This window comes from Gammaproteobacteria bacterium, from assembly GCA_013214945.1.
Taxonomy (GTDB): Bacteria; Pseudomonadota; Gammaproteobacteria; order Enterobacterales; family Psychrobiaceae; genus Psychrobium.
The window spans coordinates 12,898-37,917 of the sequence record JABSRT010000012.1 but is presented as its reverse complement, the minus strand read 5'-3'; the positions used below and the strand labels follow the sequence as shown (position 1 = coordinate 37,917).

The 25,020-nt window shown below is 41.9% G+C and carries 15 protein-coding genes and 1 tRNA gene; 10 read left to right on the top strand and 6 right to left on the bottom strand.

Annotated elements, in window-relative coordinates; all coding sequences use genetic code 11:
- The first annotated feature begins 89 nt into the window (after positions 1 to 89).
- The 6 genes from HRU23_10850 (at position 90) to HRU23_10825 (ending at position 8,007) form a co-directional block, all read left to right on the top strand.
- A tRNA-Arg gene (locus HRU23_10850) sits at positions 90 to 166 on the top strand.
- 165 nt (positions 167 to 331) lie between these two features.
- Complete coding sequence (locus tag HRU23_10845; protein NRA54630.1) at positions 332 to 1,579, top strand: DEAD/DEAH box helicase; 1,248 nt, start codon at positions 332 to 334, stop codon at positions 1,577 to 1,579.
- Positions 1,580 to 1,987: 408 nt separating this feature from the next.
- On the top strand, positions 1,988 to 3,640 hold the full coding sequence (locus HRU23_10840) for a methyl-accepting chemotaxis protein (GenBank protein NRA54629.1): 1,653 nt from the start codon (positions 1,988 to 1,990) through the stop codon (positions 3,638 to 3,640).
- 251 nt (positions 3,641 to 3,891) lie between these two features.
- Positions 3,892 to 4,461 (top strand): peroxiredoxin, encoded by a 570-nt coding sequence (gene ahpC / locus HRU23_10835; protein ID NRA54628.1) that lies wholly within the window; start codon positions 3,892 to 3,894, stop codon positions 4,459 to 4,461.
- A gap of 107 nt (positions 4,462 to 4,568) precedes the next feature.
- Positions 4,569 to 6,122: an alkyl hydroperoxide reductase subunit F gene (gene ahpF / locus HRU23_10830; GenBank protein NRA54627.1), complete on the top strand. Its 1,554-nt coding sequence runs from the start codon at positions 4,569 to 4,571 to the stop codon at positions 6,120 to 6,122.
- Positions 6,123 to 6,348: 226 nt separating this feature from the next.
- Positions 6,349 to 8,007, top strand: coding sequence for a methyl-accepting chemotaxis protein (locus HRU23_10825; protein NRA54626.1), 1,659 nt, complete (start codon positions 6,349 to 6,351; stop codon positions 8,005 to 8,007).
- A 129-nt stretch (positions 8,008 to 8,136) separates the two neighbouring features.
- Here HRU23_10825 and HRU23_10820 read toward each other — a convergent pair whose 3' ends face one another.
- The 6 genes from HRU23_10820 to HRU23_10795 form a co-directional block, all read right to left on the bottom strand.
- A complete protein-coding gene (locus HRU23_10820; GenBank protein ID NRA54625.1) occupies positions 8,137 to 9,846 on the bottom strand; it encodes a bifunctional protein-serine/threonine kinase/phosphatase in 1,710 nt (569 codons plus the stop codon).
- A gap of 140 nt (positions 9,847 to 9,986) precedes the next feature.
- Positions 9,987 to 11,453, bottom strand: a complete 1,467-nt coding sequence (locus HRU23_10815) for a NarK family nitrate/nitrite MFS transporter (protein ID NRA54624.1) — start codon at positions 11,451 to 11,453, stop codon at positions 9,987 to 9,989.
- A gap of 2 nt (positions 11,454 to 11,455) precedes the next feature.
- Positions 11,456 to 11,809 (bottom strand): nitrite reductase small subunit NirD, encoded by a 354-nt coding sequence (nirD, locus tag HRU23_10810; GenBank protein ID NRA54623.1) that lies wholly within the window; start codon positions 11,807 to 11,809, stop codon positions 11,456 to 11,458.
- 15 nt (positions 11,810 to 11,824) lie between these two features.
- A complete protein-coding gene (nirB, locus tag HRU23_10805; GenBank protein NRA54622.1) occupies positions 11,825 to 14,347 on the bottom strand; it encodes a nitrite reductase large subunit in 2,523 nt (840 codons plus the stop codon).
- 395 nt (positions 14,348 to 14,742) lie between these two features.
- Entirely contained in the window at positions 14,743 to 17,412 is a 2,670-nt protein-coding gene (locus HRU23_10800; protein NRA54621.1) for a nitrate reductase, read from the bottom strand.
- A gap of 211 nt (positions 17,413 to 17,623) precedes the next feature.
- A complete protein-coding gene (locus tag HRU23_10795) occupies positions 17,624 to 18,316 on the bottom strand; it encodes a hypothetical protein (protein NRA54620.1) in 693 nt (230 codons plus the stop codon).
- Between the two features lie 552 nt (positions 18,317 to 18,868).
- On the opposite strand from HRU23_10795, the gene HRU23_10790 reads away from it, so the two are divergent.
- From HRU23_10790 to HRU23_10775, 4 genes are all read left to right on the top strand, one after another.
- Entirely contained in the window at positions 18,869 to 19,486 is a 618-nt protein-coding gene (locus tag HRU23_10790) for a hypothetical protein (protein ID NRA54619.1), read from the top strand.
- Between the two features lie 99 nt (positions 19,487 to 19,585).
- On the top strand, positions 19,586 to 20,362 hold the full coding sequence (locus HRU23_10785) for a hypothetical protein (protein NRA54618.1): 777 nt from the start codon (positions 19,586 to 19,588) through the stop codon (positions 20,360 to 20,362).
- Between the two features lie 122 nt (positions 20,363 to 20,484).
- Positions 20,485 to 24,168 carry a hypothetical protein gene (locus tag HRU23_10780; protein NRA54617.1) on the top strand — a complete coding sequence of 1,228 codons (3,684 nt, stop codon included), beginning with the start codon at positions 20,485 to 20,487 and terminating at the stop codon, positions 24,166 to 24,168.
- Positions 24,169 to 24,259: 91 nt separating this feature from the next.
- Positions 24,260 to 24,760, top strand: coding sequence for a hypothetical protein (locus HRU23_10775; GenBank protein ID NRA54616.1), 501 nt, complete (start codon positions 24,260 to 24,262; stop codon positions 24,758 to 24,760).
- Positions 24,761 to 25,020 lie beyond the last annotated feature (260 nt).

Genomic DNA, 25,020 nt, shown 5'->3' with positions numbered 1-25,020 from the left:
AACGTTGTTTATATTTAGAAATAAATTAAAACCGATAATTTTTATATACCTAGCATACATTTTGATCAACAATATGGTTTGTAACACATGTCCCCGTAGCTCACTTGGATAGAGCGGTCCCCTCCTAAGGGACAGGTAGCAGGTTCGACTCCTGCCGGGGACGCCATCAACTTCCTAGCCAATTTATTATTTTGACAATCAGCAATTACTCAATTTTATCCGGTAAATTTTGATGTCCGTGTCTCACTATCAAATTTTAATTGCCAACAACTCATACATCTGATCAACATTGAGGTATAATGCGGCTTTTATTCGCTAACGATTTGTGAACATGACTATTTTCGCCGAACTGGGCTTAAACGCTACGCTGCAAGCCAATGTAAAACGCCTAGGTTACAAAAAACCTACCTATATTCAAGAAAAAGCCATTGGCTCTGTACTTTCAGGTGCTGATACCTATGCCATAGCACCAACAGGTACCGGAAAAACTGCCGCTTACTTGCTGCCTACTTTGCAAGAACTTAGTCAGGTTGATCACAGCAACGATCAAGTACGACCGATCCGCGCCGTATTTTTAGTGCCGACCCGAGAGCTCGCTCAACAGGTTGAAGACTCAATCAAGTTATATGGCAAAGATTTGGGCTTACGTACTATCACCGTATTTGGTGGCGTGCGTATGCAGGCGCATCTTAATCGTTTTAAACGTGGCGCCGATATTATCGTTGCGACACCCAAGCGCCTAGTGGATCTACTAAAAGTAAATGCATTTTCATTTGCGAACATCCAACACTTTGTGATGGACGAAGCTGACCGCCTTGTGAGCATGGGCATCCATCAAGAACTCAGAACTATTATTGAAGCTTTGCCGGCAAAAAAACAGATTATTTTATTTTCGGCAACTGATTCTAAAGCCCTCGCTAAATTTAGTGAAACGCATCAGGTTAATACCAAAACAGTTAAAACTGAAGATCTGCAGCCTGCGCTCAATAAAATAGTGCACACGATGTATCGTTGTCACCGTGAAGAAAAAACCAAAAGCTTATTTAAGCTAATCGAGATGCTTAACTGCGATCGTGCTCTGATCTTCACTCGCACTAAGCAAGATGTCGATCGTATTACTGAGCAACTAACGAATCAAGGTTATAGCTGCCAAGGCATCCACAACGAAATTCCACAAAAGAAGCGTCAAGAATTCTTATCTGGATTTAAAAATAAAGAATTCAAATTCTTAGTTGCTACTGATATCGTTGCTCGTGGTATCGATATTAACGATCTATATTACGTCATTAACTATGACTTACCTGTTAATAGTAACGATTATATTCACCGTGTTGGACGTACCGCCCGCACCAAAGTCGTGAAGTTAGAAAAGAAGAAAACCATGGCGGATAAAGCATCTAAACAAGCTTTATCTCAAGAAGTTACCGCTCAGCGTCCTGGCTACCAAGCTCCAGAAACTGCTGTTAATAACATTTTAGGCCATAGCTTCTCTTTTGTTTCTCCAGAGCAAGAGTCTTTATTACCACGTATTATTAAATCAGTGGGTAAAGATATTAAATTAGAACGCATGCACTGGTAATTTTTTATCATTATCTCTGCCATTGGGCTGCTTATTGTAATATAGAGCCCAATGAACAGAGATATGACTGCACTTTCACAATCTATTGTTCTTTTAATACTTCCCCTGCATAAACTTACATTTAACAATATTGCTATAAAATCAGCTCACACCGACGAGCAAACACCGAGCCAAACAGGTCTAATCAGATTGTTTTTTTAGGCATCATCGGTCTGTTCTAACCTAACATGCCCCCCTAGACTTATCACTTGCCGCAGTGCCACTAATATCAAAATAACTCCATTGTTATAAAAATTTGCCCTCTTAATATTCAAGATCAACTTTTATTGAGTATTAATTCTACTTTACCTCACTTTTATTTGTGTATATGATTTATTCGGACATTAATTGCAAAGTTAAGGAAGACGAATGCAGTCATTTTTCAATAAGTTAAAAATTAGAGCAAAACTCTATTTCATTGTGGCGGTCGCGATATTAGCGATTGTGATAATCCAAATAATTTCCACTAATCAACTGTGGCAGGATCTGAAAGATAACAAATATGCCGAGCTGGCTAATATTACCCAAACTGCGGTATCTGTTATTGAAAATGAACGTAAAAAGGCGCTAAGCGGCCATAAAACAACCTTACAAGCACAAACAGATGCCAAAGCACTAATTAGCGCCATGCGATACGGTAACAACGAATACTTCTTTATCCTTGATCATACCTATACCGTTTTAATGCACCCCATAAAACCGGCCCTAAATAACACCATGAAGAGAGAGTTTGTCGATAGTAATGGGGTTAGGCTATTTGAGTTAATGGTCGACGGTGCGATCAACAATGATCTCGCTTTAGTTGATTACGTCTGGCCTAGAGCTGGCTCAGACAAGCCGGTCGATAAAACATCAGTCGCTATCTATCAGCCCCAGTGGCAATGGATTGTTGGTACTGGTGTTTATAGTGATGATCTTAAGATAGCATTAGAGCAAGAGATCTTGGAAAAAGTAGAAGCTACAGTCCTCGTTATATTAGTCATGCTGTTTGTTGCTTATCACTGTGCAAAATCAATTATTAACCCGGTCGAACGTCTAAAATCGAGCATGAAAACTGTCACCGAGACTCGAGATTTGACCTTAAGAATCAACTTAGAAACTAAAGATGAACTCAAAGACATGAGTGATGCTTTTGATCAAATGCTCGATAGCTTTGAACAAATATTATCTGAACTTAGCGTCGCATCATCGCAAGTTTCCTCGACTTCGGTTGAGCTTGCTGCCACCACATCACAAACCTTAGTCGGTATGGAGCATCAAAAAGCCGAGACCCATCTTGTGGCTAGTGCTATGACCCAGATGTCAGCGACTGTCACCGAAGTAGCAACTAATATCGGCGAAGCATCCAATGCTTCTTATGGGGCGTCAGAAGCGACCAGACAAGGTAAATTAGTTGTCGAGCAATCGCTTAATTCTGTGGTCGATTTAACGAATAAACTGCAACAGTCTGAAACTTTAATTATTAACCTCGAGCAGCAAAGTAACGATATTACAACAATTTTAGAAGTTATCACTGGTATTGCCGAGCAAACTAATTTACTGGCATTAAATGCTGCCATTGAAGCGGCACGAGCCGGTGAACAAGGCCGAGGTTTTGCGGTAGTCGCTGATGAAGTTCGCAACCTGTCTTCGCGCACTCACCAATCAACCAATCAAATAAGCGAAGTTATTACTAACTTACAAGCGGGATCGCAAGCGGCAGTTAAAGCGATGAAAGAAAGTAAGCTAGCGGCAGAAAAAGTTGAACAGCAATCTTCAAGCGTGCGAGATGCATTAGACACTATTGCCAACGCAGTAGCTAAGATAGATATAATGACATCTCAAATAGCCGATGCATCAGCGCAACAATCAAGTGTAGCGGAAGTTATCAATAAAAATATTGTTAACATTAATGAAATCACTGCGCAAAGCGCCTCAGGCTCAAGTCAAATTGATGCCGCGAGTAGCGAATTGGCTAGCCTGGCAAATAATTTACAGCAACTCGCTAATCGATTTAAAGTTAACCAGAGACTCGTTACTTAATAGACAAAAGTTCGGTTCAGCCACCGCAAGTATAAAAACCGACTTGCCATGGCTGCACTACTGTTCTGACTCACTTATTAATATTTACCCTACTGTTACAAATAAAAATCAATAGACAAACCTCTCAACACGCACACATAAATAGGCAAAACCTATTAAATCAATAATAACTATCGATTTAACAAATCAACAGTTAAGGCTTATGATTATCCCGTCTTAAAGCAAACCACTTTTAATTACGGGAGTTCAACATGAACCAATCAATTATCAATACTAAATTACAACCTTTTAACGCTACCGCATTTCACAATGGTGAATTTGTTGAGCTAAGCGAACAGAACTTAGCGGACAAATGGTCAATTGTCTTTTTCTACCCAGCTGATTTTACCTTTGTTTGCCCAACTGAACTCGGCGATATGGCCGACCATTACCAAGAGCTGCAAAGCATGGGCGTAGAGGTTTATTCGGTATCAACCGACACTCACTTTACCCATAAAGCTTGGCACGATACTTCTGACACCATCAATAAAATTAAGTATCCAATGATTGGTGACCCTACTGGCGCAATCACCCGCAGTTTCGGCGTGATGATCGAGGAAGAAGGTTTGGCCTTGCGCGGTACTTTTGTCATTAACCCTGCGGGCGAAATTAAAATTGCTGAAATACATGACTTAGGCATAGGCCGCAGTGCGGCAGAGTTATTGCGTAAAGTTAAAGCCGCGCAATATGTTGCAGAGCACGACGGTGAAGTTTGTCCGGCAGCATGGCAGCCAGGTGCCGAAACATTAGCGCCGTCTCTAGATTTAGTTGGAAAAATCTAATTTAGCAAAAAATATACACTAGCAAGCCTGCTTGTAACAACCGCTTATCACACAGTTTTGTTACAAGCAGTAGCCGCACAATTTTGGAGATTACGATGCAAAAAGTTATGTTAGACGCCACCTTAACCAATCAATTAAAAAGTTACTTACAAAACCTTAAAACGCCGGTCGAGCTCAGTGCTTTTACCGACGATAGTCCTAAATCAAATGAACTCAAGGCCCTGGTTAATGAGATTGCGAAACTATCATCATTAATCTCCTTAGTTGAGCAACCCGCTATTAACGAGCGAGTGCCCTCGATGTTAGTGCGCTCGGTGGCTAGCGGCAGTGAAATTCGTTTTGCCGGGTTGCCAATGGGCCATGAATTTACCTCGTTAGTGATGGCCTTATTACACAGCGGTTCACATCCACTGAAATTATCAACCGAAGTAATAGAACAAGTTCGCCAACTTAAAGGTGAGTATCAGTTTGAGAGTTATATTTCTTTAAGCTGCCAAAACTGTCCGGATGTCGTGCAAGCCCTTAATATGATGGCTGCGATAAATCCGAAAATTAAACATGTGATGATCGACGGTTCGTTATTCCAAACCGAAGTATTCGATCGTGACATCATGGCCGTACCCAGTGTTTACTTAAATGGCCAACCTTTTAGTCAGGGCCGTATTTCATTAACCGAAATATTAAACAAGGTCGACACTGGTGCAAATTTACGACAACAGCAACAATTAGCTGACAAACCAGCCTTTGATTTTCTCGTAGTGGGTGGTGGCCCTGCCGGTGCGGCTGCTGCCATTTATGCTGCGCGAAAAGGAATAAATACGGGCATCGTCGCCGATCGCTTCGGTGGTCAAGTCAGTGATACCATGGCGATCGAAAATTTCATCTCAGTATCGCAAACTACAGGTCCCAAATTGGTCGCCAGTCTTGAAGCGCATGTTAGTGACTACGAGGTTGATATTATGAATAACAACCAAGCGAAACGCGTATCGAAAAATAGTGAAACCGGCTTAATCGAGATTGAACTTGAAAATGGCGCTACCTTAAGCAGTAAGGCGGTCGTATTAGCCACTGGTGCCCGCTGGCGTGAAATGAATGTGCCAGGCGAGCAGCAATATCGTGGTAAAGGTGTGGCGTATTGTCCCCACTGTGATGGCCCATTGTTTAAAGGAAAACCGGTTGCTGTCATTGGCGGTGGTAACTCAGGCATTGAGGCAGCTATTGATTTAGCCGGTATCGTCGAACATGTAACGGTGCTCGAGTTTGCCCCGAGCCTGCGGGCCGATGATGTTTTAGTTAAAAAAGCCAATTCGCTTAAAAATATCACTATTATTACCAACGCCCAGACCAGTGAAGTGGTTGGAGACGGTAAACGCGTTACAGGGCTAACATATACTGACCGCCTCAGCGGTAACAGTCACCCGTTAAACCTAGCAGGAATATTTGTGCAAATTGGTTTAATACCTAACAGTGAATTTTTACAAGGTGATATTGAGCTAAGCAATCGTGGAGAAATAATTACCGGACCACGTGGGGAAACTTCAATTGACGGTATATTTGCCGCGGGTGATGTCACTGACAGCCCATACAAACAAATTATTATTGCGATGGGCAGTGGCGCCAATGCCGCACTCGGAGCATTTGATTACCTTATTCGCCGATAATTAATACAAACCAATGAAACGTCAACCGGCGTTTCATCAGTTCAAGTGTCATCAAAATGTTAAAACTTGGCCCTAAAGTGTTAAAATATGCTTCCAAAGTAAGCAAACGAACAGTAATCCGTTGAGTTTTAATGAGAATAGCTCGTGAATGTAGATACTTTGTTATTTATTCAATATGATTGGACGCTCGAAAATAAAGCTCAATTTGAGTATCGACGGAGCACCAATGCAATCTATTTTGAAAAAATTAAAGATTAAGGCCAAACTTAATTTTATTGTCGCCGTAGCAGTATTGGCAATTATCGCAATTCAGGCTATTTCCCTCAATCAACTGTGGACTGATTTACAACAAAGTAAATACGATGAGCTCGCTAACATCACCGATACCGCCCATTCCATTATTGATAATCAACGGCAGTTGGTAAACCAAGGTGTAAAAACCACACCTCAAGCGCAGCAGGATGCTAAAGCATTAATCAGCGCTATGAGATATGGCAACAACGAATACTTTTTTATTCTCGACAGCAACTACAAAGTATTGATGCACCCGTTAAACCCAGCCTTAAATAACACGGTACAAAAGAACTTGTCTGATAGTAATGGGGTTAAGTTATTTCAATTATTAGTCGATAACTCCGTTCAAAATGGCAGTGCCATCGTCGACTATATGTGGCCGCGTACGGGCTCTAATCAACCGGTTACTAAAACATCTGTCGCGAAGTATTTGCCTGAGTGGCAATGGGTTATCGCCACGGGTGTCTATACAGACGACTTAGAAGCAGCGCTCGTTGAGCAAATCTGGGCCAAAGTACAATCAACTATCGCAGTGATCTTATTAACGATTTTTGTTGCCTACCAATGTGCTCGCTCGATTATAAAGCCCGTTGAAAAACTTAAAGAAAGCATGATCGCCGTGTCTAAAACCCGAGATCTCACATTAAGAGTTAACTTAGATACCGAAGATGAGTTAAGTGATATGAGCAATGCGTTTGATCAAATGTTAGAAAGCTTTGAACAAATCCTCGCCGAGCTCAATGTCGCATCATCGCAGGTCTCAGCGACTTCAGTGGAGTTATCGGCCACCACCGCCGACACACTGATCGGCATGGAACACCAAAAAGATGAAACGCGTCTAGTCGCAAGTGCGATGACCCAAATGTCAGCAACGGTAACCGAGGTAGCAGATAACATCAGTGTCGCCGCGACAGCTTCACAAGGTGCATCCGAGGCAACTAAACAGGGCCAATTAATCGTTGAACAATCACTAGAGTCGGTGTTAGATTTAAGTAACAAACTGCAACAAGCTGAGCTATTAACCCAAAACCTTGAGCAACAAAGCAGCTCAATATCAACGATTGTCGAAGTAATATCAGCAATCGCTGAGCAAACAAACTTACTGGCACTTAATGCCGCAATTGAAGCGGCACGCGCTGGTGAACAAGGTCGAGGTTTTGCGGTCGTGGCCGATGAAGTACGTAACCTGTCATCGCGAACTCATCAGTCAACCAACGAGATATCTGAGGTGATTAGTAATCTTCAGGCTGGATCGCTAGCGGCAGCACAGGCAATGAAAGAAAGTAAACTTGCCGCCCAAAAAGTCGAAACCCAGTCGTCAAGTGTGCAAGAAGCATTACGTGCCATCGCGCTAGCGGTAGAAAAAATTGATTCAATGACCAGTCAAATTGCCAGTGCTTCAGCACAGCAATCGTCAGTCGCTAAAGTGATTAATCAAAATATCATCAATATTAATAATATTTCACAGCAAAGTGCTGCAGGTTCAATGCAGGTTAATTGTGCGAGTACCGAGCTTGCTAGCCTGTCTAATCATCTTCAGGAAATAGCGCAACGCTTTACGCTTAGCACAACGTCTACAATAAGGTACTAAGCTGAGCGATTAAACTTAACTATTATTTTACCTATAAAGCTCAAGTGCTAAAAAAACAATAAGCCTAGCTCGGTATGCTAGGCTTATTGGGTTTTCTAAGCTTATTTTACTTAGCTAAACTTATTCTCGTTAGCTAAACACTGAAATAACTAATAACAGTAGTAACACGGTACTAACCCCCTGCCAAAAGCGCACCGGATCTCGTTCGATCAAGGGTAATTTACGGACTTTAGCCTGCCTACCTATCGAACCATTAAGACCCGCGATAAACTCTGAATAGTTAGCATAGCGATTTTTAGGATTGGCTGCTAACGCCTTTGATAACACCAAATCTAACCAATCCGGTAAATCATTACGGTGCGTGGTTATCGGCCGATATCGCCATAAATTATATTGTGCCGGTGCTTGTTGCGGCTGACTAAGTTCTTTATAAGGTAATTGTCCCGTCAGTAGCTGATAGACTAAAACCGCCAGCGAATATAAATCTGACTGGTGGTTATGCACCGCCCCCAAAAATAACTCAGGCGCGGTAAAGTTTAAGGTGCCTTTAGGCAACGCCGATGCTCTGGCCAGTTCAAGCGCCCCAATCTCGCAGCTTCCAAAATCAATCAATTTGATTCGACCATCGCTATCAATCATAAAATTATCGGCTTTAATATCACAATGCACCACATCGTGACGTTGTAATACTCGCAACGATTTTACCAGTTGCGCGACAATATCACGCACTTTAAGCAAAGCAGGTTTAGGGTTGTCAGAACTCCAAGCTGCCAATGTCTGGCCTTGAATATATTCACAAGCATGATAAATAAATTGGCTCGGCGGCGTCAGATATATTTTCATCACCGCCGGGTGGTCAAGTTTTTGGCCGATCCAGCCTTCTTTGACAAAATCAGTTAAATACTGCTCGTCTTCACTAAAATTGACCGACGGCGCTTTAATGACGACCAATCGTTGATCGGTCAAGTCTTTAGCCAAATATACATGGGAACGGGTAGATTGTTCAAGCACATCAATTATTTCAAAATGATCGAGCTTGGCACCCGTAGGTAATGGTGGTGGAATAACTTGCTGCTTGCGGGCAAAAATTAATTGTTCAAAAGCCTGAGCGGGCAATTGCTCAATCCTTATCAGCAGGCATGTTAGGTTATCTAAAGAGCCTTGCTGCGCTGCGAGCGCCGTAATTGCGGTGCTCGCTTGTTCTAAATCTTGATGTTCACTCAGTAACTGCTTAACTTGTTGCGGCTTAACAAATTGATGCACGCCATCACAACTTAGCATCAATACATCACCAACCTCTAACAGCGTTGACGAGGTATCAACCTCAACATGGGTGCCGGCACCAATCGCCCGATTAAGCAATCCAGCTGGGGTGGAATGTTCAGCGGTTAACACCTGATAACCATCTTTATTAATTTTAGCGATTTGACAATCGCCAACATGAAATAGCTGGGCGCGATTACCTTTGAGGATCAACGCTGAAAAAGTACTAAACCACTCTTGTGATTCACCTGTCTCATCACTGATTAAAAGTCGTGAATATAACCAATGATTTAGCGAAGAAATGACCTTTGCAGCTGCTTTGCTTACCGACCAACTATCAGGAGTAGCCAAATATTCTTCAATGAAATGACACACACTCATTTGACTGGCTTTAGCGGCATAATTAGCACTAGAAACACCATCGGCAATCACCGCAACATGGCCTTTGAGTTCTAACTCTAGCCCACGATTAATTTTAAGCGCAAACGCGTCTTGGTTCTCATCTTTAGCCCCAGCAGTGGAATAACCACCGGCACTAATCACTAAACTATCTTTTGATTTATCAATATTTGCCATGTTAGATGCACTTCGCTTAACAGTTTGTAATAGAATCTCTTAAGCAATTTCTTGCAATATATCATTGCTCGCAAAAGAAAATGACACGCCAGCAAGGCGTGTCATAAAGTCAGACTTAATATATTGGTACCAACAAAAGCTTAATCAACCTTAATCAATTCCACGGTACCATCAGGTAAAATCTCAGCCATATTGCCCTTGGGTTCCTGCATGAAAAATAACATCATTAGCCCAACAAAGGCACTAATCGCAATAACCCAGAAAAAGAACGAATAACTGACAAATGACAACACGGTTAAATAACAAACTGCGCCAACATTACCATACGCCCCTGTCATTCCTGCAATTTGGCCCGTTAAACGACGCTTAATTAATGGCACCGCGGCAAAAACTGCCCCCTCACCTGCTTGCACAAAGAACGAACAACTCATCGCAGCAATAACCGCCAAGACCAATGGCCATTCACCGGTAATAGTCGCCATCACTGCATAACCTAAACTTAGGCCAGTGGTTAAGATCATTAAAGTTTTTTTACGACCATATTTATCACTGATCCAACCGCCTAATGGCCGCGATAATAAGTTCATAAAGGCGTAGGTCGATGCCAGTAATCCAGCCAGAACCAAATCTAAACCAAAGGTTTCGGCAAAAAACAACGGTAACATCGATATCACCGCCAACTCACTGCCAAAAGTGGCAAAATACAAAACGTTAAGCACCGCTACCTGTTTAAATGAATACTGGTGTAAAGGTTCAACCGGCGTAGTAAACACACTTTTGTTAACCTGATAGGCGATATAAACTTCGTAAAAGAACAGCGCAACCAAACCAATATAAATGATTAATGCGCTCGTTTCGTCAATTAAACTAACACCCGACGGTGATAACTTCCAATTGAGTAAAAACAACGCGCCAAATAATGGTATCTTCATTAAAATCAATAGGTAGAAATCGCCAACACTGGTCACTTCCATCGCTTTAGAGCTTTTTGGCTTAAAGTAAGTTGCGCCAGCTGGCGTATCACGAACCCCATAATAAAAGATAAAGGAATAGACAAAACAAATAACGGCCGTAACACCAACCGCCCAGCGCCAACCGTCATCGCCACCAAAAGCCAGTGCCAATACCGGTAAGATCATCGCTGCGGCTGCTGAACCAAAGTTACCCCAGCCGCCATAAATACCTTCCGCGGTGCCCAATTGATTAGCCGGAAACCACTCACTCACTAGTCGAATACCAATCACAAACCCAGCGCCGATAAACCCGAGTAAAAATCGTGCGAGCGCCAATTGCTCAAAAGTATCAGCCAATGCAAACATTGCACAAGGAATAGAACACAATAACAGTAACAAGCTATATGTCTTTCGCGGCCCGTACTGGTCGGTTACCATGCCAATGATAATTCGAGCGGGAATAGTCAGTGCGACATTAAGAATTAACAAGGTTTTAATTTGCTCGGAGCTTAACCCTAAAGATTGCGCGATCAATCCCAACAAAGGTGCATGGTTAAACCACACCAAAAAGCTAATAAAAAAGGCGACCCAACTGTAATGAAGAATCTTCATATTAGCCGTCAGCGAAAAAAGCCTAAACTTAGACGTACTCATGATTACCCCTCCCTCAGCTGAACCAGTCCATCATTAATACGCGCGTCAAACGTCGCAATTGAAACCGTTTCGTCTTGTTGACAAAGACCCGTGTTTAAACAAAATTGTTGCTTAAGCAATGGCGACGCCACAAAATATTGCTCGTCCATTTCGGTTATTAAGCCCCGTGATAACACATTGGCGTGGCCAAAAGGGTCGTAATTTGCAACGGCTTTAATTGCACTAATGCCACCCAATTGCGCGGAGTTTAAGTGGAATAAGGCCACTTGCTTGCCTTGGTGTTCGGCGCAAATCCCGGTGTTTTTAGGAATATCGCTTAAGCGACAAACATCAATCCACGTGGTTAAATCTGTCATGTTATTCTCCTAAAATTATAATTCGGTTGCGAGCTGATATTTATCAGCCGGGCTAATCTGTTGACGTACCGTGGTGAAAATAATGTTGTCGTCGGGCTTGTCGCTATTGATGAAGTGATTAAAACGTTTAAGTTTTTGCGGATCTGCCAGGGTGGTTTTCCATTCACATTGGTAGGTGTCTACCAAATGGTCCATCTGGGCCAACAACTCATCGTTGATCGCAAGTTTGTCTTCAAACACCACTTTTTTAAGATAATCGAGCCCACCTTCAAGGTTTTCCATCCACACCGACGTACGTTGCAGGCGATCAGCCGTGCGAACGTAAAACATCAAAATAATGTCGATATAACGAATAAGTGTTGCATCGTCGATATCACTGGCAAATAAATCCGCATGGCGTGGGCGCATACCACCATTACCACAGACATATAAATTCCAGCCATTATCGGTTGCTATTATCCCAAAATCTTTGCTTTGGGCTTCGGCACATTCTCGGGCACAGCCCGACACCGCCATTTTGAATTTATGCGGTGAACGTACCCCGCGATAACGCTGCTCAATCAAAATTGCCATCGCGGTGCTGTCTTGCACCCCATAACGACACCAGCTGTTGCCAACACATGATTTTACGGTTCGCAAAGCCTTACCATAGGCATGACCCGTTTCCAGACCAGCATCGACCATCTTCTGCCAAATGGGTGGTAACTGATGCAGTTGTGCGCCGAACAAGTCAATTCGCTGGCCGCCTGTTATTTTGGTATATAGGTTATATTCTTTGGCAATTTCACCAATTAGAATCAAATGATCTGGGGTAATTTCACCACCGGGGATCCGCGGCACAATTGAATAAGTACCATCTTTTTGCATGTTGGCGAGGAAATTGTCATTGGTGTCTTGCAGGGCAACAAGATCGTTGTCTAGTACATGATCATTCCACAATGATGCCAACATTGAGCCAATCGCTGGCTTACAAATTTCACAACCGTCGCCGCTACCACATTCAGCCACTAGCGCGTCGAAACTACGAATTTGTTTCACCCGGATAATGTCAAATAATTCGGAGCGTGAATAAGCGAAATGACGACAGATATCATTGTCGACGCTAACCCCTAATTTGGTTAACTCGCTATTAAGTACCTGCGTAACTAATGGCACACAGCCACCACAGCCCGTACCAGCGCCAGTGCATGATTTAATTGCCGCAATGTCTTGCGCGCCACCAGCAACGGCATCGCATAATGCTTGCTTGCTAACGTCATAACATGAACAAATTTGCGCCGCAGGTGGTAAGGCATCGATGCCCGCACTAGCACTGCCCATTTCGCCATCCATTTCAGGCAGTAATAAATATTCTGGTGGGTGAGTTAATTCAATTGAGTTCAGTGCCAGCTGCAACCACTGGCCGTAATCACTACTGTCACCGACTAATACGGCACCTAATAATATTTTTCCGTCGCTGTTCATGACTATTTTTTTGTAAACACCGGTCGCAGAATCAATAAAACTGTAACTTTGAGAATCAGGTGTATTGCCGTGAGCATCGCCAATACTGGCCACCTCAACCCCTAGCAGTTTCAATTTTGTGCTCATATCAGCACCAGTAAACAACTTTTCACCGCCAGTTAAATGACTAACGGCCGCTTTTGCCATCGCATAACCTGGTGCGATTAAGCCAAATATTTTATTGTCCCATAACGCACATTCGCCGATCGCATAAATATCAGGATCACTGGTTAAACACTGGTCGTTAATCGCAATACCACCGCGCTCCCCTAGCGCTAGGTCACTTTGACGCGCTAAATGATCCTGTGGTCTAATGCCCGCCGAAAATACAATGGTATCTGTTTCTAAAAAAGAACCATCGGCAAAATTCATGCGGTAACGGCATTCTTCACCTGCAACGATTTCTTTGGTATTTTTTTCGGTATGAACCTTAACACCTAAATCTTCAATCTTTTGGCGTAATAAAGCGCCGCCGCCTTGATCTAACTGCACTGCCATTAAACGCGGAGCAAATTCAACGACATGAGTTTCAAGCCCCAGTTGCTTTATGGCATTGGCTGCTTCAAGCCCGAGCAAACCACCACCAATGACCACACCAACCTTCGACGTTGTTGCTGATTCGGCAATGCGGTCTAAATCATCAAGGGTACGATAAACATGAATATGTGGCTGATCTTTACCAGGTACCGGTGGAACAAAAGGAAAAGAGCCGGTCGACAAAATTAACTTGTCGTAGCCAATGCTATCGCCACTGGCGGTCGTTATTGTCTTGTTGGCGCGGTCAACAGCAGTTACTTGCTGATTGATATGATATTCAACCCCTTGAGCGTCATAGGCGTCGGGCGTTGTCAGCGCTAAATCATCGGCGGTATTGCCAGTATAATAACTGGTTAACATCACGCGATCATAAGCAAGACGACTTTCCTCAGCAAAAGTCACAATTTGATACTGCTCACCATAATTTGTCGCTAACTGATCTATAAAATGATGGCCAACCATACCGTTACCGACTACAACTATTTTTTGCTTTTTCATATTGCTCACCAACTTAGATTTATAATTTTATTACCTAAGTAATGGCAACTTTGATACCAGCTCGATAAAACCCCAACAAATACATTTTAAGCCACTGATATATAACGGATATATGTATTAGTTATAATTAATTTACCCACGACAGTGTTAGGTTACCCATATGCTTATGCCCAACAATAACCCAAGCATTGCACTGTAGAGGGGCACAAAAAAAGCCTGCGTATGCATTACACGCAGGCCATTTAGTACTATTTAAGCAACAGTTGGCATGCTGCCAAATTAAAAATTATAAAGAATCTCTCTTTCGAGCATCTGGTGGCTAATTAGAATGAAATTAACTATTACAGACAATTGCCATTATTGCTGCCGTTTTATTTTTACCATTATGTAATGGTTTAGCCAGTGACACACGCCGATTCTATCAACAATGATATATCACCAATACAGCTGCCACAGCCGCCGCCTGCACCGGTGGCAGCACGTATTTGTGCCACGGTTAAATCACCAGACTCTAACGCGTTAGTAATTTGTCCTACGGGAATATTTAAACACTGACAAAACGTTTTTTGTTGCTGCTGCTGCTTAACATCACCAGATATAAAACGGCGTTTGGCTTCGTTATCATCTGTTGTTTGGTAAAATTGACTGAGCCAGCCATTGGGTAACTGGCCTTTAGTCTCTGCCACCACGACACCGGCAGCTAACTGACCAGCAACCAGATAAGATTGGCGATAATATTGCTTGCTAGGATCGCTCGCACTTAATCGTTCAAATGATTCAAACTGGTGATTAGCTAATACTAAGGTATTTAATCGCTGATATAACAGCTCGGGTTGCTCAGCACTGGCCAAATGATAGCAATAACCGCCCTTTATCCGCTGCTCTACTTGGTACTGGGCAATGTCTAAGCTTAGCGGCTGCTTTACTATAATCATCGCTTCGCTATTAACCGACAGCGGCTCAATATCAACCTTTGAATGCTTAAATGCCGGCTGGCCAGAAATTGGATCGTAAACCGGCTTAACCAATTTGCCAACACCACCTTGATTATTGTTGCTGTGCGACCAGTGGATCGGGATAAATAGATCGCCACGCCGTTGCATAGTACTGATATTGGTACGGACTATTAGCTTGCCTTGATCGCTGGTTAACACCACTAATTGCTGATCAACAATTGCGCGCGATTTAGCATCATCACGATGAATGTCGACCAAAGGTTCAGGATGATGATTGGTTAAAATAGCCGTTTTACCCGTTCGGGTTTGGGTATGCCATTGATCGCGATTTCGACCCGTGTTGAGGGTAAACGCCCTTGGGCTGATTTGAGTTGGCCCTGCTGACACATTAACTAGCCTGACTTTTTTATTCGCAGTGAAATAACGGTTATCACTAAAAAGTAACTGGTCACTGACCACCAAAGGTTGCCCTTGTGGCTGCGGCCATTGTCGTGGCATAAAGTTGTCATATTGAGTTTGGGTTAAGTGACTAAAGGCGGAAATGTCAAATGCGCGCGAGCCGCTATTTTCCAAACCCGATAATTTAGCATGCTCAGTAAAAATATCTCGCGCACTGTGGTAATCAAACTGCTTGGCAAAACCCATACGCTGGGCAACCTGCGAGATTATCCACCAGTCTGCTTTTGCCTGGCCAAACGGGGTCAAAAAATTACGTTGCCGAGAAATGCGTCGCTCTGAATTTGTCACGGTGCCTGATTTTTCCCCCCAGGTTTGAGCCGGTAAAATCACATCTGCCAGCGCTAAAGTATCGTTGCTCGCGACACAATCACTGACAATCACCAAGGGGCATTTTTCTAATGCTTGTCTAATCTTGTTTTGATCGGGCAGACTCACTAAGGGATTAGTCGCCATAATCCAGATTGCTTTAATTTTTCCTGCGTCAATCGCATCAAACAACTCAACCGCTTTAAGACCGGGCGTAGTTGCTAAGTTTTTGGTTTGCCAAAAATCACTTAGCGGTTGCAACAACTCAGTATCGTCAAATTCAATATGGCCTGCCAAAGTATTAGCCAACGCCCCAACTTCACGGCCGCCCATCGCATTTGGTTGACCGGTTATCGAAAAGGGACCACAACCTATTTTACCAATTTTACCACTGGCCACATGACAATTGATAATTGCATTGCTTTGATCTGTGCCCTGCTCAGACTGATTAATGCCTTGCGAAAACAGCGTTACAACCCGTTCACTTTGGGCGAACCATTGAAAGAATTGTGCCGTGTCAGCATCTGCCAAGCCAATTTCGTTTAACCGTAAGTAATCGTCGCTAGCACTATTCAGTACTTTATTAAGCTCATCAATTTGATCAGCGGTCTCAAAACTGGGATCGATCAATTGCTGCTGATTCAAATAGTGCAGTAACGAATTAAACAAGATCAAATCACCACCAGGGCTAATCGGTAAATGCAAATCTGCTAATTCTTTTGAGGCTGTTATGCGTGGATCTATCACCACTATTTTAAGCTCAGGCCGGCGCTGCTTTTCGTCGCGAATACGTTGATAAATAACCGGATGGCACCACGCAAGGTTCGAGCCCGTTATTACAATTAAATCGGCTTTGGTAATATCGGAATAACTCATTGGCACAATGTCTTCACCAAAGGCCCGTTTATGCCCCGCTACCGCTGACGACATACATAACCGTGAGTTAGTATCAATGTTACCTGTGCCAATAAAGCCTTTCATTAGCTTATTAGCGACATAATAATCTTCGGTTAAAAGCTGGCCCGAAACATAAAAAGCGACCGAGTCTTTACCGTGCTCACTTATGGTTTGATTAAGTTTGCTCGCGACATAATCTAGCGCCCGTGGCCATGACTGCGGTAACTTATTTATCTGTGGTAAATCAAGCCGGTTGTGATTGTCTAGCGTATCACCGAGGTTTTTACCTTTAATACACAGTTTGCCGAAATTGGCGGGATGATATTTATCGCCACTGATCATCGCCTTGCCGTTATTGGATGTAACGTCAATGCCACAGCCAACACCACAATAAGGACAAGTGGTTTTAATGGGCTGTGAACTGTCGTTTAAACTATCGACTAAAATCGGCGCTGCTGGTTGGCTTTGATTCGACACAAAGATTCCTCATGAACAAAAAGATAACTAACGTTAGAGGTTGCAATGGTTAAGCCAACTGGAAAAAGATTATATGTAACTGTTATTTAATACTTATTTATTATTTAAGTCAGATTTTTTAATTTTAATGCACAACAACGGTGCATTAAAATTAAAAATAAGTGGCAAGATAGCGATACAGCTATTGGTTGTTAGCCCGTGACGGTTTGCGGATTAAAAAACCATTGTCCATATAAAGCTGACGTTGATCTTTCTGCTGCTCTATTTTCAGCTGTTTTTCAGCCTGTTCAATTAACAACAGCTCTTTGGCAGTTTTTTGTTTGACCGGTACTTCGGCATAACGTGACAAGTTTTCTCGTGAAATAAACGCTTGAGCACTTGCTACTACAACCTGACTTTGTAATCCGACCATACGAGTGCTTATATATGCACCACCTTCATATTGATCAATTGTGCCACTCACCAAATAATCAATGGCCTGTTCATTTTTTAATTTTTTCCAATCACGGCTATGAATAAAGTCACCGTCAGTTCGTACTTGAATCGTGCCTGTTAGCTTAAAATCCACCACCCTAAACCCATTATCATGAAGATAATGCATAATACCTTCTGAGATTTGGTTGCCTAAACGGTTTGCGGTGTTTAAGTCTTTTAAGTCAACCATCGACGTCACCGCAATGGCATTTTGCCGACCGACAAATTGATTGTTCGATAACATCTCCGCCACTAACGATCCGACCAACAGATTGAGTTCATTTTTAGGTGGTTTTTCATCTGCGTTAAAAAGTTTAAATCCGAGATTAAAATCAGGATCAAAGCCAGAACTACATGCTGACAATAACAGTATCCAACATAATGTTAATCCGGTTTTCATCTTTGTGGTACTCCATACAATTAATGACAAAATTCTGTCGCTGCTTATTACAAGCATAATACGCGCCAAAATGTCTAATATTATCTTCTGATTTTTTAGGCCTTAATTTCAGGTATAATAATTAATGAAAAAGGCTTAGATAAAAGACAAAAATCTCACGTAGTGGCAGCTATAATGAGAAGTAAGGCTAACTGTTGCCGTCGAACCTCAAGCCTAACGCCAAATAATTGGTGGTTGGTCGCATGATTTGTATAGTATTTAAACTACTATAGATAGCTTAAATACTCCCCATGGAACCAACTAAAAATTATAGTTAAATATCAACACGTTAACAAGAGTCAATTAAGCGTATCAACGTAGGCACGATTTTTGCTTATTAACGGAACAGCCAATAGTTAGAAAAATATTTTTTTTATTCTAAAGTTTCAGTTGGTTGGGTCGATAAATGATTATAAGCGGTCGTATCCACATTAATTACCGCTCAGTTAACTAAGTTCGAGTGATAAAGCACCGTCAACGAACAATTTTTACTATATAGTGAGGAAATAAAAAATGAACTTAAATAATACTTTTTCTGTATTTAAAAAGACCGTTTTAGGCGCAACTGTTGCAACTGTCGTAGCAACATCGGCTCAAGCCGATACTTTTACCTTTAGTGTTGATACTATTGCCCCAGTAACGATTACCGAGCGTCAGGCCTTATTATTTGGCACAGCACTAAAACTTGATCCGTTAGCAACTTGTGAAATCACACCTTTAGCAACTGGTGATGATTGGGATTCTGGCGAACCCTTTGCTATCACTCTAGCACAACACACTGGTGTTGCAGCTGCAGGCGGCGGTTGTGCTGACACTTCAGGAACCACAAGTAATTATGGTCACTATTTGATCGCGGGTGCAGTATCGACACCAGTGAAAATTACCTTAGTTAGTGGCGGCGCTGATGATGCCAGCTTTACCTTTGCCCCAGCTGGCATTGCAGATAATGACTCGGCAGGTGCCTCTGCTGCTGGTGAACAACTTATTACTGCAGATAACCAAGTAACTGTTACCTCAGATACTAGTGGCAATATCGGTTTAGCTGTCGGCGGAGAAATAACTGTTGGTGTCGGTGGTTTAACCGCTGGTGCCTCAATCCCTGCAAGTTTTGATATTAACGTTGTTTATTAAATAACGAGTTAAATATAACAAAGCCTTATTTTTATAAGGCTTTTTTTTTTGTTTAAATTTTGATATTTTAAATACAATCGTATTGATCATAGGAAAACCATGATTATTTTCAAGCGTCACCCTCTTCTTATCAGCAGCCTGATTTTTATGCTGCTATTACTAACATTTAAAGCTTCTGCACAAATTGAGTTTTCCCGCTACCGGATTTCCTTAGACGAGAAACAACGAAATTATTCATTGCTCGTACTCAATAGCGGAAAAATTGATAGCCGCTGTACTTTAGGTTATAGCTACCAGCAAGTGCAAAAAAATGGCGATACAAAACCAGTAAAAAAACGTGAGGAGATCTTTAATAATGCTGATAAATTGATTCGTTATTCACCAAGTCGAGTCACTATTGCTGCAGGTGGCAGCCAGACCGTTCGCCTAACAATGAGACGACGTAAAAATCAAGTTGATGGTGAGTATATCAGTTATTTAAAAATAGCCTGCCGCGAAATTGTTACAGCTAAAATTGAAGAAGGCTTACAGCAAAATATGGTAACGACGCGGGTTATTTATAACATTCCGATCGTTGCTCGTGTCGGTAAACTAAGTGCTATAGCCACCTTATCTGATGCAAAAGTTCTCAATAATGAGCTAAAAGTACTACTTAATCGCAAAGGTGATCGCTCTTTGTACGGAAAAATAACAGTTACAGATCATAATAATGACGTTATTGGCACCCAAAATGGCGTGGCAGTCTTTTTACCGGTAACTATGCAACAAGTCACGATAAAACTAGAAAAAAGTCCCCGCGGCCCACTTAAGATAAAATTTGAAGAATCAAAACGCGAAGGTGGCAATCAAAAGTCATCGTTAACACTGAATCTTTAATCAGTAGCGGATATACTAACGCATTTTCAATACTAGAGATTACGTTGCAGTACATTATCACAAATGATTAACCATCAAGCTAACAATGGCTATGTGCTAAGTAAAATGAGACAGGGCTTTATATGACAGTAGTAATTTCAAAACGCGTTTCTCGTTTTACTCAATGCCTTAGCGGCTGTTTAATGCTTTTAATCAGTATAGAATCGCTGGCCAACCAATTTCAAGAGGTTGATTTAGAGAAAAGTGACTTTTTATTGCTCGACATTCGATTACAAAACAAACGACTATTAAGTTCAATTGAAGCATTCCAAAGTGGCGAGCAAACTTTGTTACCTGCCAGTTTACTCGTTAGTGCCTTAGGTGCTAGAGCTGAAATTAACATTGAGACAGGCAAGTTATTAATAACCCATGATGGTATGACTTCGGTCATCGAGCTTGTTAAAAACAATAGTTCTATCTCTCTACTCGAGAATGATGCAGATTATTCGTGGGGCCGCGATGATTTTGAGATATACCTCTCGCATTTAGTCCTAGAACAGCTACTACAAGGGAAAATAGAGGTTCTTTTATCACAATTAATAGTCAATTTAAAATCTGGGGTTAAACTTTTCCCAATTGAAAAACAATGGAATCGTAGCCAGGTTAGGCAAAAACAACAAAAAAAACAACTATCTAATAGATTTTACGTATCTGATGTTTATCAACTACTTACTCCTCCCACAGCAGATATATCTCTGAGGCTAGGGGCACAAAAAGATCATGATAATATTCAAGGTGGTTATAGCATTCAAACATCATCTGATATTCTTTATCACAGCGCCGCAATTTCGTTATTTCAAGATATTCAAACTGGTGATGTCAATTCACGGATTAATTTTTCCCGTCACCAACCAAACCCAAATGAGACACTCTGGGGTGGACTACGTCAATATAGCTTTGGCGACATATCTGCAACATCCCACTCATTATTAAGCAATGTACCATCGGGGCTCGGATTTGAATTATCACGTCGACCTGATAATTTCAGTCGAAATTTTGGTAGCAAAGATATTGAAGGGGATGCGACTCCTGGCTGGGAAGCCGAGTTATATCACAATGGTTTTTTACTTAGTACCCAAACTGTGCCAGAAAATGGCCATTTTCTATTTCGTGATATTGATACTGATTATGGGAGTAATCAGTTTGAAATCCGTTTATTTGGTCCGTTTGGTGAAGAAGAGGTTCGTCGTGAGAATCTCAATGTTGGTGCTAATTGGCTACCCAAGGGCGAATTGGCCTATGACGCTTACGTTCTTGACCGAAATAAAACTTTGCTCGACGGCGACGGCTCCGATACTGTCGCTGGCAGTTTTGGTACAGACATGGGGTTTTCCGTCGATTATTCACCATTTAACAATACCCATATCGGTTCGTTTTTTCAGCGTAGCCGCGACACCCAACAGTCAAATGATAATAAACAACTAAATCAACATTACCTTGGTAGCCATATTCAGTCAGCTTTTAATAATCTAGTGATTGATTTGTCATTGGTAAAACAACAAAACTATGGCCATCATTTATTATTGCAGGGTATTGGCTCATTTTCTTCTGGTCAAAACTATAATATAACTTTAGAAGAGCAACGTGACTTTTCAAGTTCGACAATGCCAGATGATCACCACAACTATCAAATGGCCTTTGCCACTGGTGGCATCTTGCCTTTTAGCCGTGGGATTGGTTATCGTAGCTCAGTAACATACCGCGGTAATGATGAGCATATAAATAGCTGGCTGTTTGACTCTCGATTATCTTGGCGTCTATCAAATTTACATTTCAGTAATTCAACCAATTACCAGACTTTTGATATTGATGGCGTTTCCAATTTATTCGCAGGAAACCTCACCGTTAGCTCGAAGTGGGGCCCTTTTAAGCTTCGTGGCGCAGCCAATTACACAATAGAACCAGACACTCAGTTAAACCGTGTTACAGCCAGTGCATCATGGCGATTAAACGATAGGAGCATTCATACGCTCAGAAGTGGTTACTCTCCTGCTATAAACGCTCAAATCGTCGATAAATGGGATCTAAATTACAGTTACAACACAACATTCGATACTTTTGGTTTAAGCATTTTTGGTGACATCGATTCAGAAAAACAGTGGTCGGTAAACTTAGGACTCAGTTTTTTCATTGATTATGACGCTCATAATCAGCGATTTTTATTCTCAAGTAAAAACTCTGCCGCCTCCGGAAATTTAAATGTGACCAGCTACCTAGATCGCAACAGTAATAACCGACGCGATGAGGGAGACTGGACTCTAGACAATGTTGAGTTTTCTCCACTGCCGCTATGGCGAGGGCTAACAACCAGTAAACAAGGACGAGTTAGTCTACCTGGCGTTCCTGTTTATACCCCTTTTACCTTTACCGCCAACTGGCAAGATGGTGTAGCAACCAAAGACAAGTCTTATACTATATATACTCATCCAGGCAGCCGAATTGACATCGAACTCCCCTTCGTTTTGAAAACCAACATTTCAGGTTTTGCTGTGATAGGTCCTGAAGACCGAGAGCAACCCCTAACATCGGGAACTATTGAACTAGTTAATCGTAATACTGGTATTAGCCAAGTTTTAGCAATTGATATTGACGGTTTTTTCGAAGTGATCGGACTTAATCCTGGTCATTATACTTTGCAAGTAGCAAACAAAGACCTTAATCGACTTGGTTTAGTGGCACAGCGTGGCAAGCTACATTTTGTTACACCAAAACAAGGTGGCGATTACGAAATCGCACCTCTCGTATTACTTAGAAAAAACACAGCACCGACAACACTGCCAGAGTCGAGCACCTTGACATTAGATCCAAGTAATGGGGACGCATTTTACTTTGGCGAAGATATTGCGGCACAACAAATTTATGCAGTGCCTTGGGAGCCTCGTGTAGCCATTGTAAATAAGGCCAACAATCGTAATTTTTCGACGCCAGCAAACTATGCTCAAGATGGTCCCAAGCCTTTAACTCTGGCAGCATCACCTAGGGCAACTAACAACGCTGACTTAAAAGCTGAAGCGAGCGAAAGTATTATTGATGACCTAACTGTCGCAGTGCCACCATCAGCAATTGCCAGTGATACTGCTTTACGTGCTGAAGCCAATGGTCAATTTCAGCGACCAATAACACCAAGCTCAGAAAAGCCACAGCCAGAACAACCACCAAAAACGCAGATTAGCAATACAATAGTGCAACCTGTTGTACAAGCTACCCCAGCGATATCACTACCGTCAGTCACACCAAACAAACAACTTGCTCCAATAGAAGCTGCTCAGCCATTATTCCAATTGCAACTTGGTGCCTATGCGCAACGTAACAATGCCGAAAATTGGCTAACCGACCATCCTCAACTGGCCAACGACTGTACAGTAGTAAAAAAATCCTTGTTACATCTTATTCGTTGTAAGGCATTTATCCAGCGTCAGCAGGCAGAACAGTATCAACAGAAATTTAAGTCTGATAACCCAGGGATTTCATCAGTTATCAAAACGATAACCGGACAAAAAACTCAACCGAACTCACTGCCGCTAGAGGCAAGCTCCAATGATTTTACAATTCAATTACTAGTTGCCTCACAACCGAAAACCATCGCAAGCTTTATCGAACATTATCAGCTCAACCGCGATGAACTCACAGTGATTAGTAAACAACTTAATGACCGAACGTTACAAGTATTAAGCTTGGGCAGTTTTAAGAGCGCTAGCGCAGCAAAAAATGCCGCGGCTAATTTATCAACAGAGTTACAACAACTTGCTTGGGTTAAAAAACGTTAATCTTAAAATTATTATTACGCTATATAAGCCACAACAACCGTCGGTAAAATAGTTTTTAATTCGTCGGCTTAATTGGGCAGGAAAATATATTATGACTAAAAAAATTCGTCTTTTTTACATCGGATTACGACTAGCAATTATTAATATCACGCTTACAGCGCAAGTTTTTGCCACTGGGCATGTAACAGCAATAATTCAGCCACTTACATTTGGTGCCGTAGTACCTATTACCGGTCAATGTCAGATGGCATTTTCTACCGGAATATTTACCAGTGATTTTAGTAATACGTGCCCAACTCACAACGGCTTACCTGGCCATTATCGTGTTCTCGCACCGAAAAATACTTTCATGAGAATTACTCCTTATACCTTTACCTACCCCGGGAATTTGTTTACTTTTAAGCCAACGGGTGAAGTGAGCAGTGACACTGAGACCAAAACAATGATAGCCAATAATGTAACCATCATAGATAGTGGTGCTAGCGGAATTCTCGATATTCATGTCGGTGGTATTTTAAATGTCACCGTGCCACTAAATACAAGTAGCAGTTACTTAGTCGATTTAGAAATAGACATTTCCATTTCCCCATAAATCATAACAGTTTCCAGCCCTTCAACTTTGCCCGCTGCTGTTGAACTATAATCGATATTTAACAGCGTTCTATGTTGTTAGGGTTAATGGCTACCTCAAGTTAAAACCATCTTTTAATTTGAGGTAGCCAGTGGTTCTAGTTGCTTTAGTAATATCACAGGGTCATCAGAAATTTAACTTTAAGCTGCTGATCATTACTATCTTCAAACTCAATGCGATTAGGCAGTGCTGTTTTTCACTGAATGTAATCGATGTTATAC

Excerpts from the sequence above, each read along its gene's own strand:
- nirD (NRA54623.1), bottom strand. The coding sequence starts at position 11,809 with ATGACAGATTTAACCACGTGGATTGATGTTTGTCGCTTAAGCGATATT.
- HRU23_10790 (NRA54619.1), top strand. The coding sequence starts at position 18,869 with ATGAACTTAAATAATACTTTTTCTGTATTTAAAAAGACCGTTTTAGGC.
- HRU23_10775 (NRA54616.1), top strand. The coding sequence starts at position 24,260 with ATGACTAAAAAAATTCGTCTTTTTTACATCGGATTACGACTAGCAATT.
- HRU23_10845 (NRA54630.1), top strand. The coding sequence starts at position 332 with ATGACTATTTTCGCCGAACTGGGCTTAAACGCTACGCTGCAAGCCAAT.
- HRU23_10815 (NRA54624.1), bottom strand. The coding sequence starts at position 11,453 with ATGAGTACGTCTAAGTTTAGGCTTTTTTCGCTGACGGCTAATATGAAG.
- ahpF (NRA54627.1), top strand. The coding sequence starts at position 4,569 with ATGTTAGACGCCACCTTAACCAATCAATTAAAAAGTTACTTACAAAAC.
- HRU23_10780 (NRA54617.1), top strand. The coding sequence starts at position 20,485 with ATGACAGTAGTAATTTCAAAACGCGTTTCTCGTTTTACTCAATGCCTT.
- HRU23_10840 (NRA54629.1), top strand. The coding sequence starts at position 1,988 with ATGCAGTCATTTTTCAATAAGTTAAAAATTAGAGCAAAACTCTATTTC.
- ahpC (NRA54628.1), top strand. The coding sequence starts at position 3,892 with ATGAACCAATCAATTATCAATACTAAATTACAACCTTTTAACGCTACC.
- HRU23_10795 (NRA54620.1), bottom strand. The coding sequence starts at position 18,316 with ATGAAAACCGGATTAACATTATGTTGGATACTGTTATTGTCAGCATGT.
- HRU23_10820 (NRA54625.1), bottom strand. The coding sequence starts at position 9,846 with ATGGCAAATATTGATAAATCAAAAGATAGTTTAGTGATTAGTGCCGGT.
- nirB (NRA54622.1), bottom strand. The coding sequence starts at position 14,347 with ATGAAAAAGCAAAAAATAGTTGTAGTCGGTAACGGTATGGTTGGCCAT.
- HRU23_10825 (NRA54626.1), top strand. The coding sequence starts at position 6,349 with ATGCAATCTATTTTGAAAAAATTAAAGATTAAGGCCAAACTTAATTTT.
- HRU23_10785 (NRA54618.1), top strand. The coding sequence starts at position 19,586 with ATGATTATTTTCAAGCGTCACCCTCTTCTTATCAGCAGCCTGATTTTT.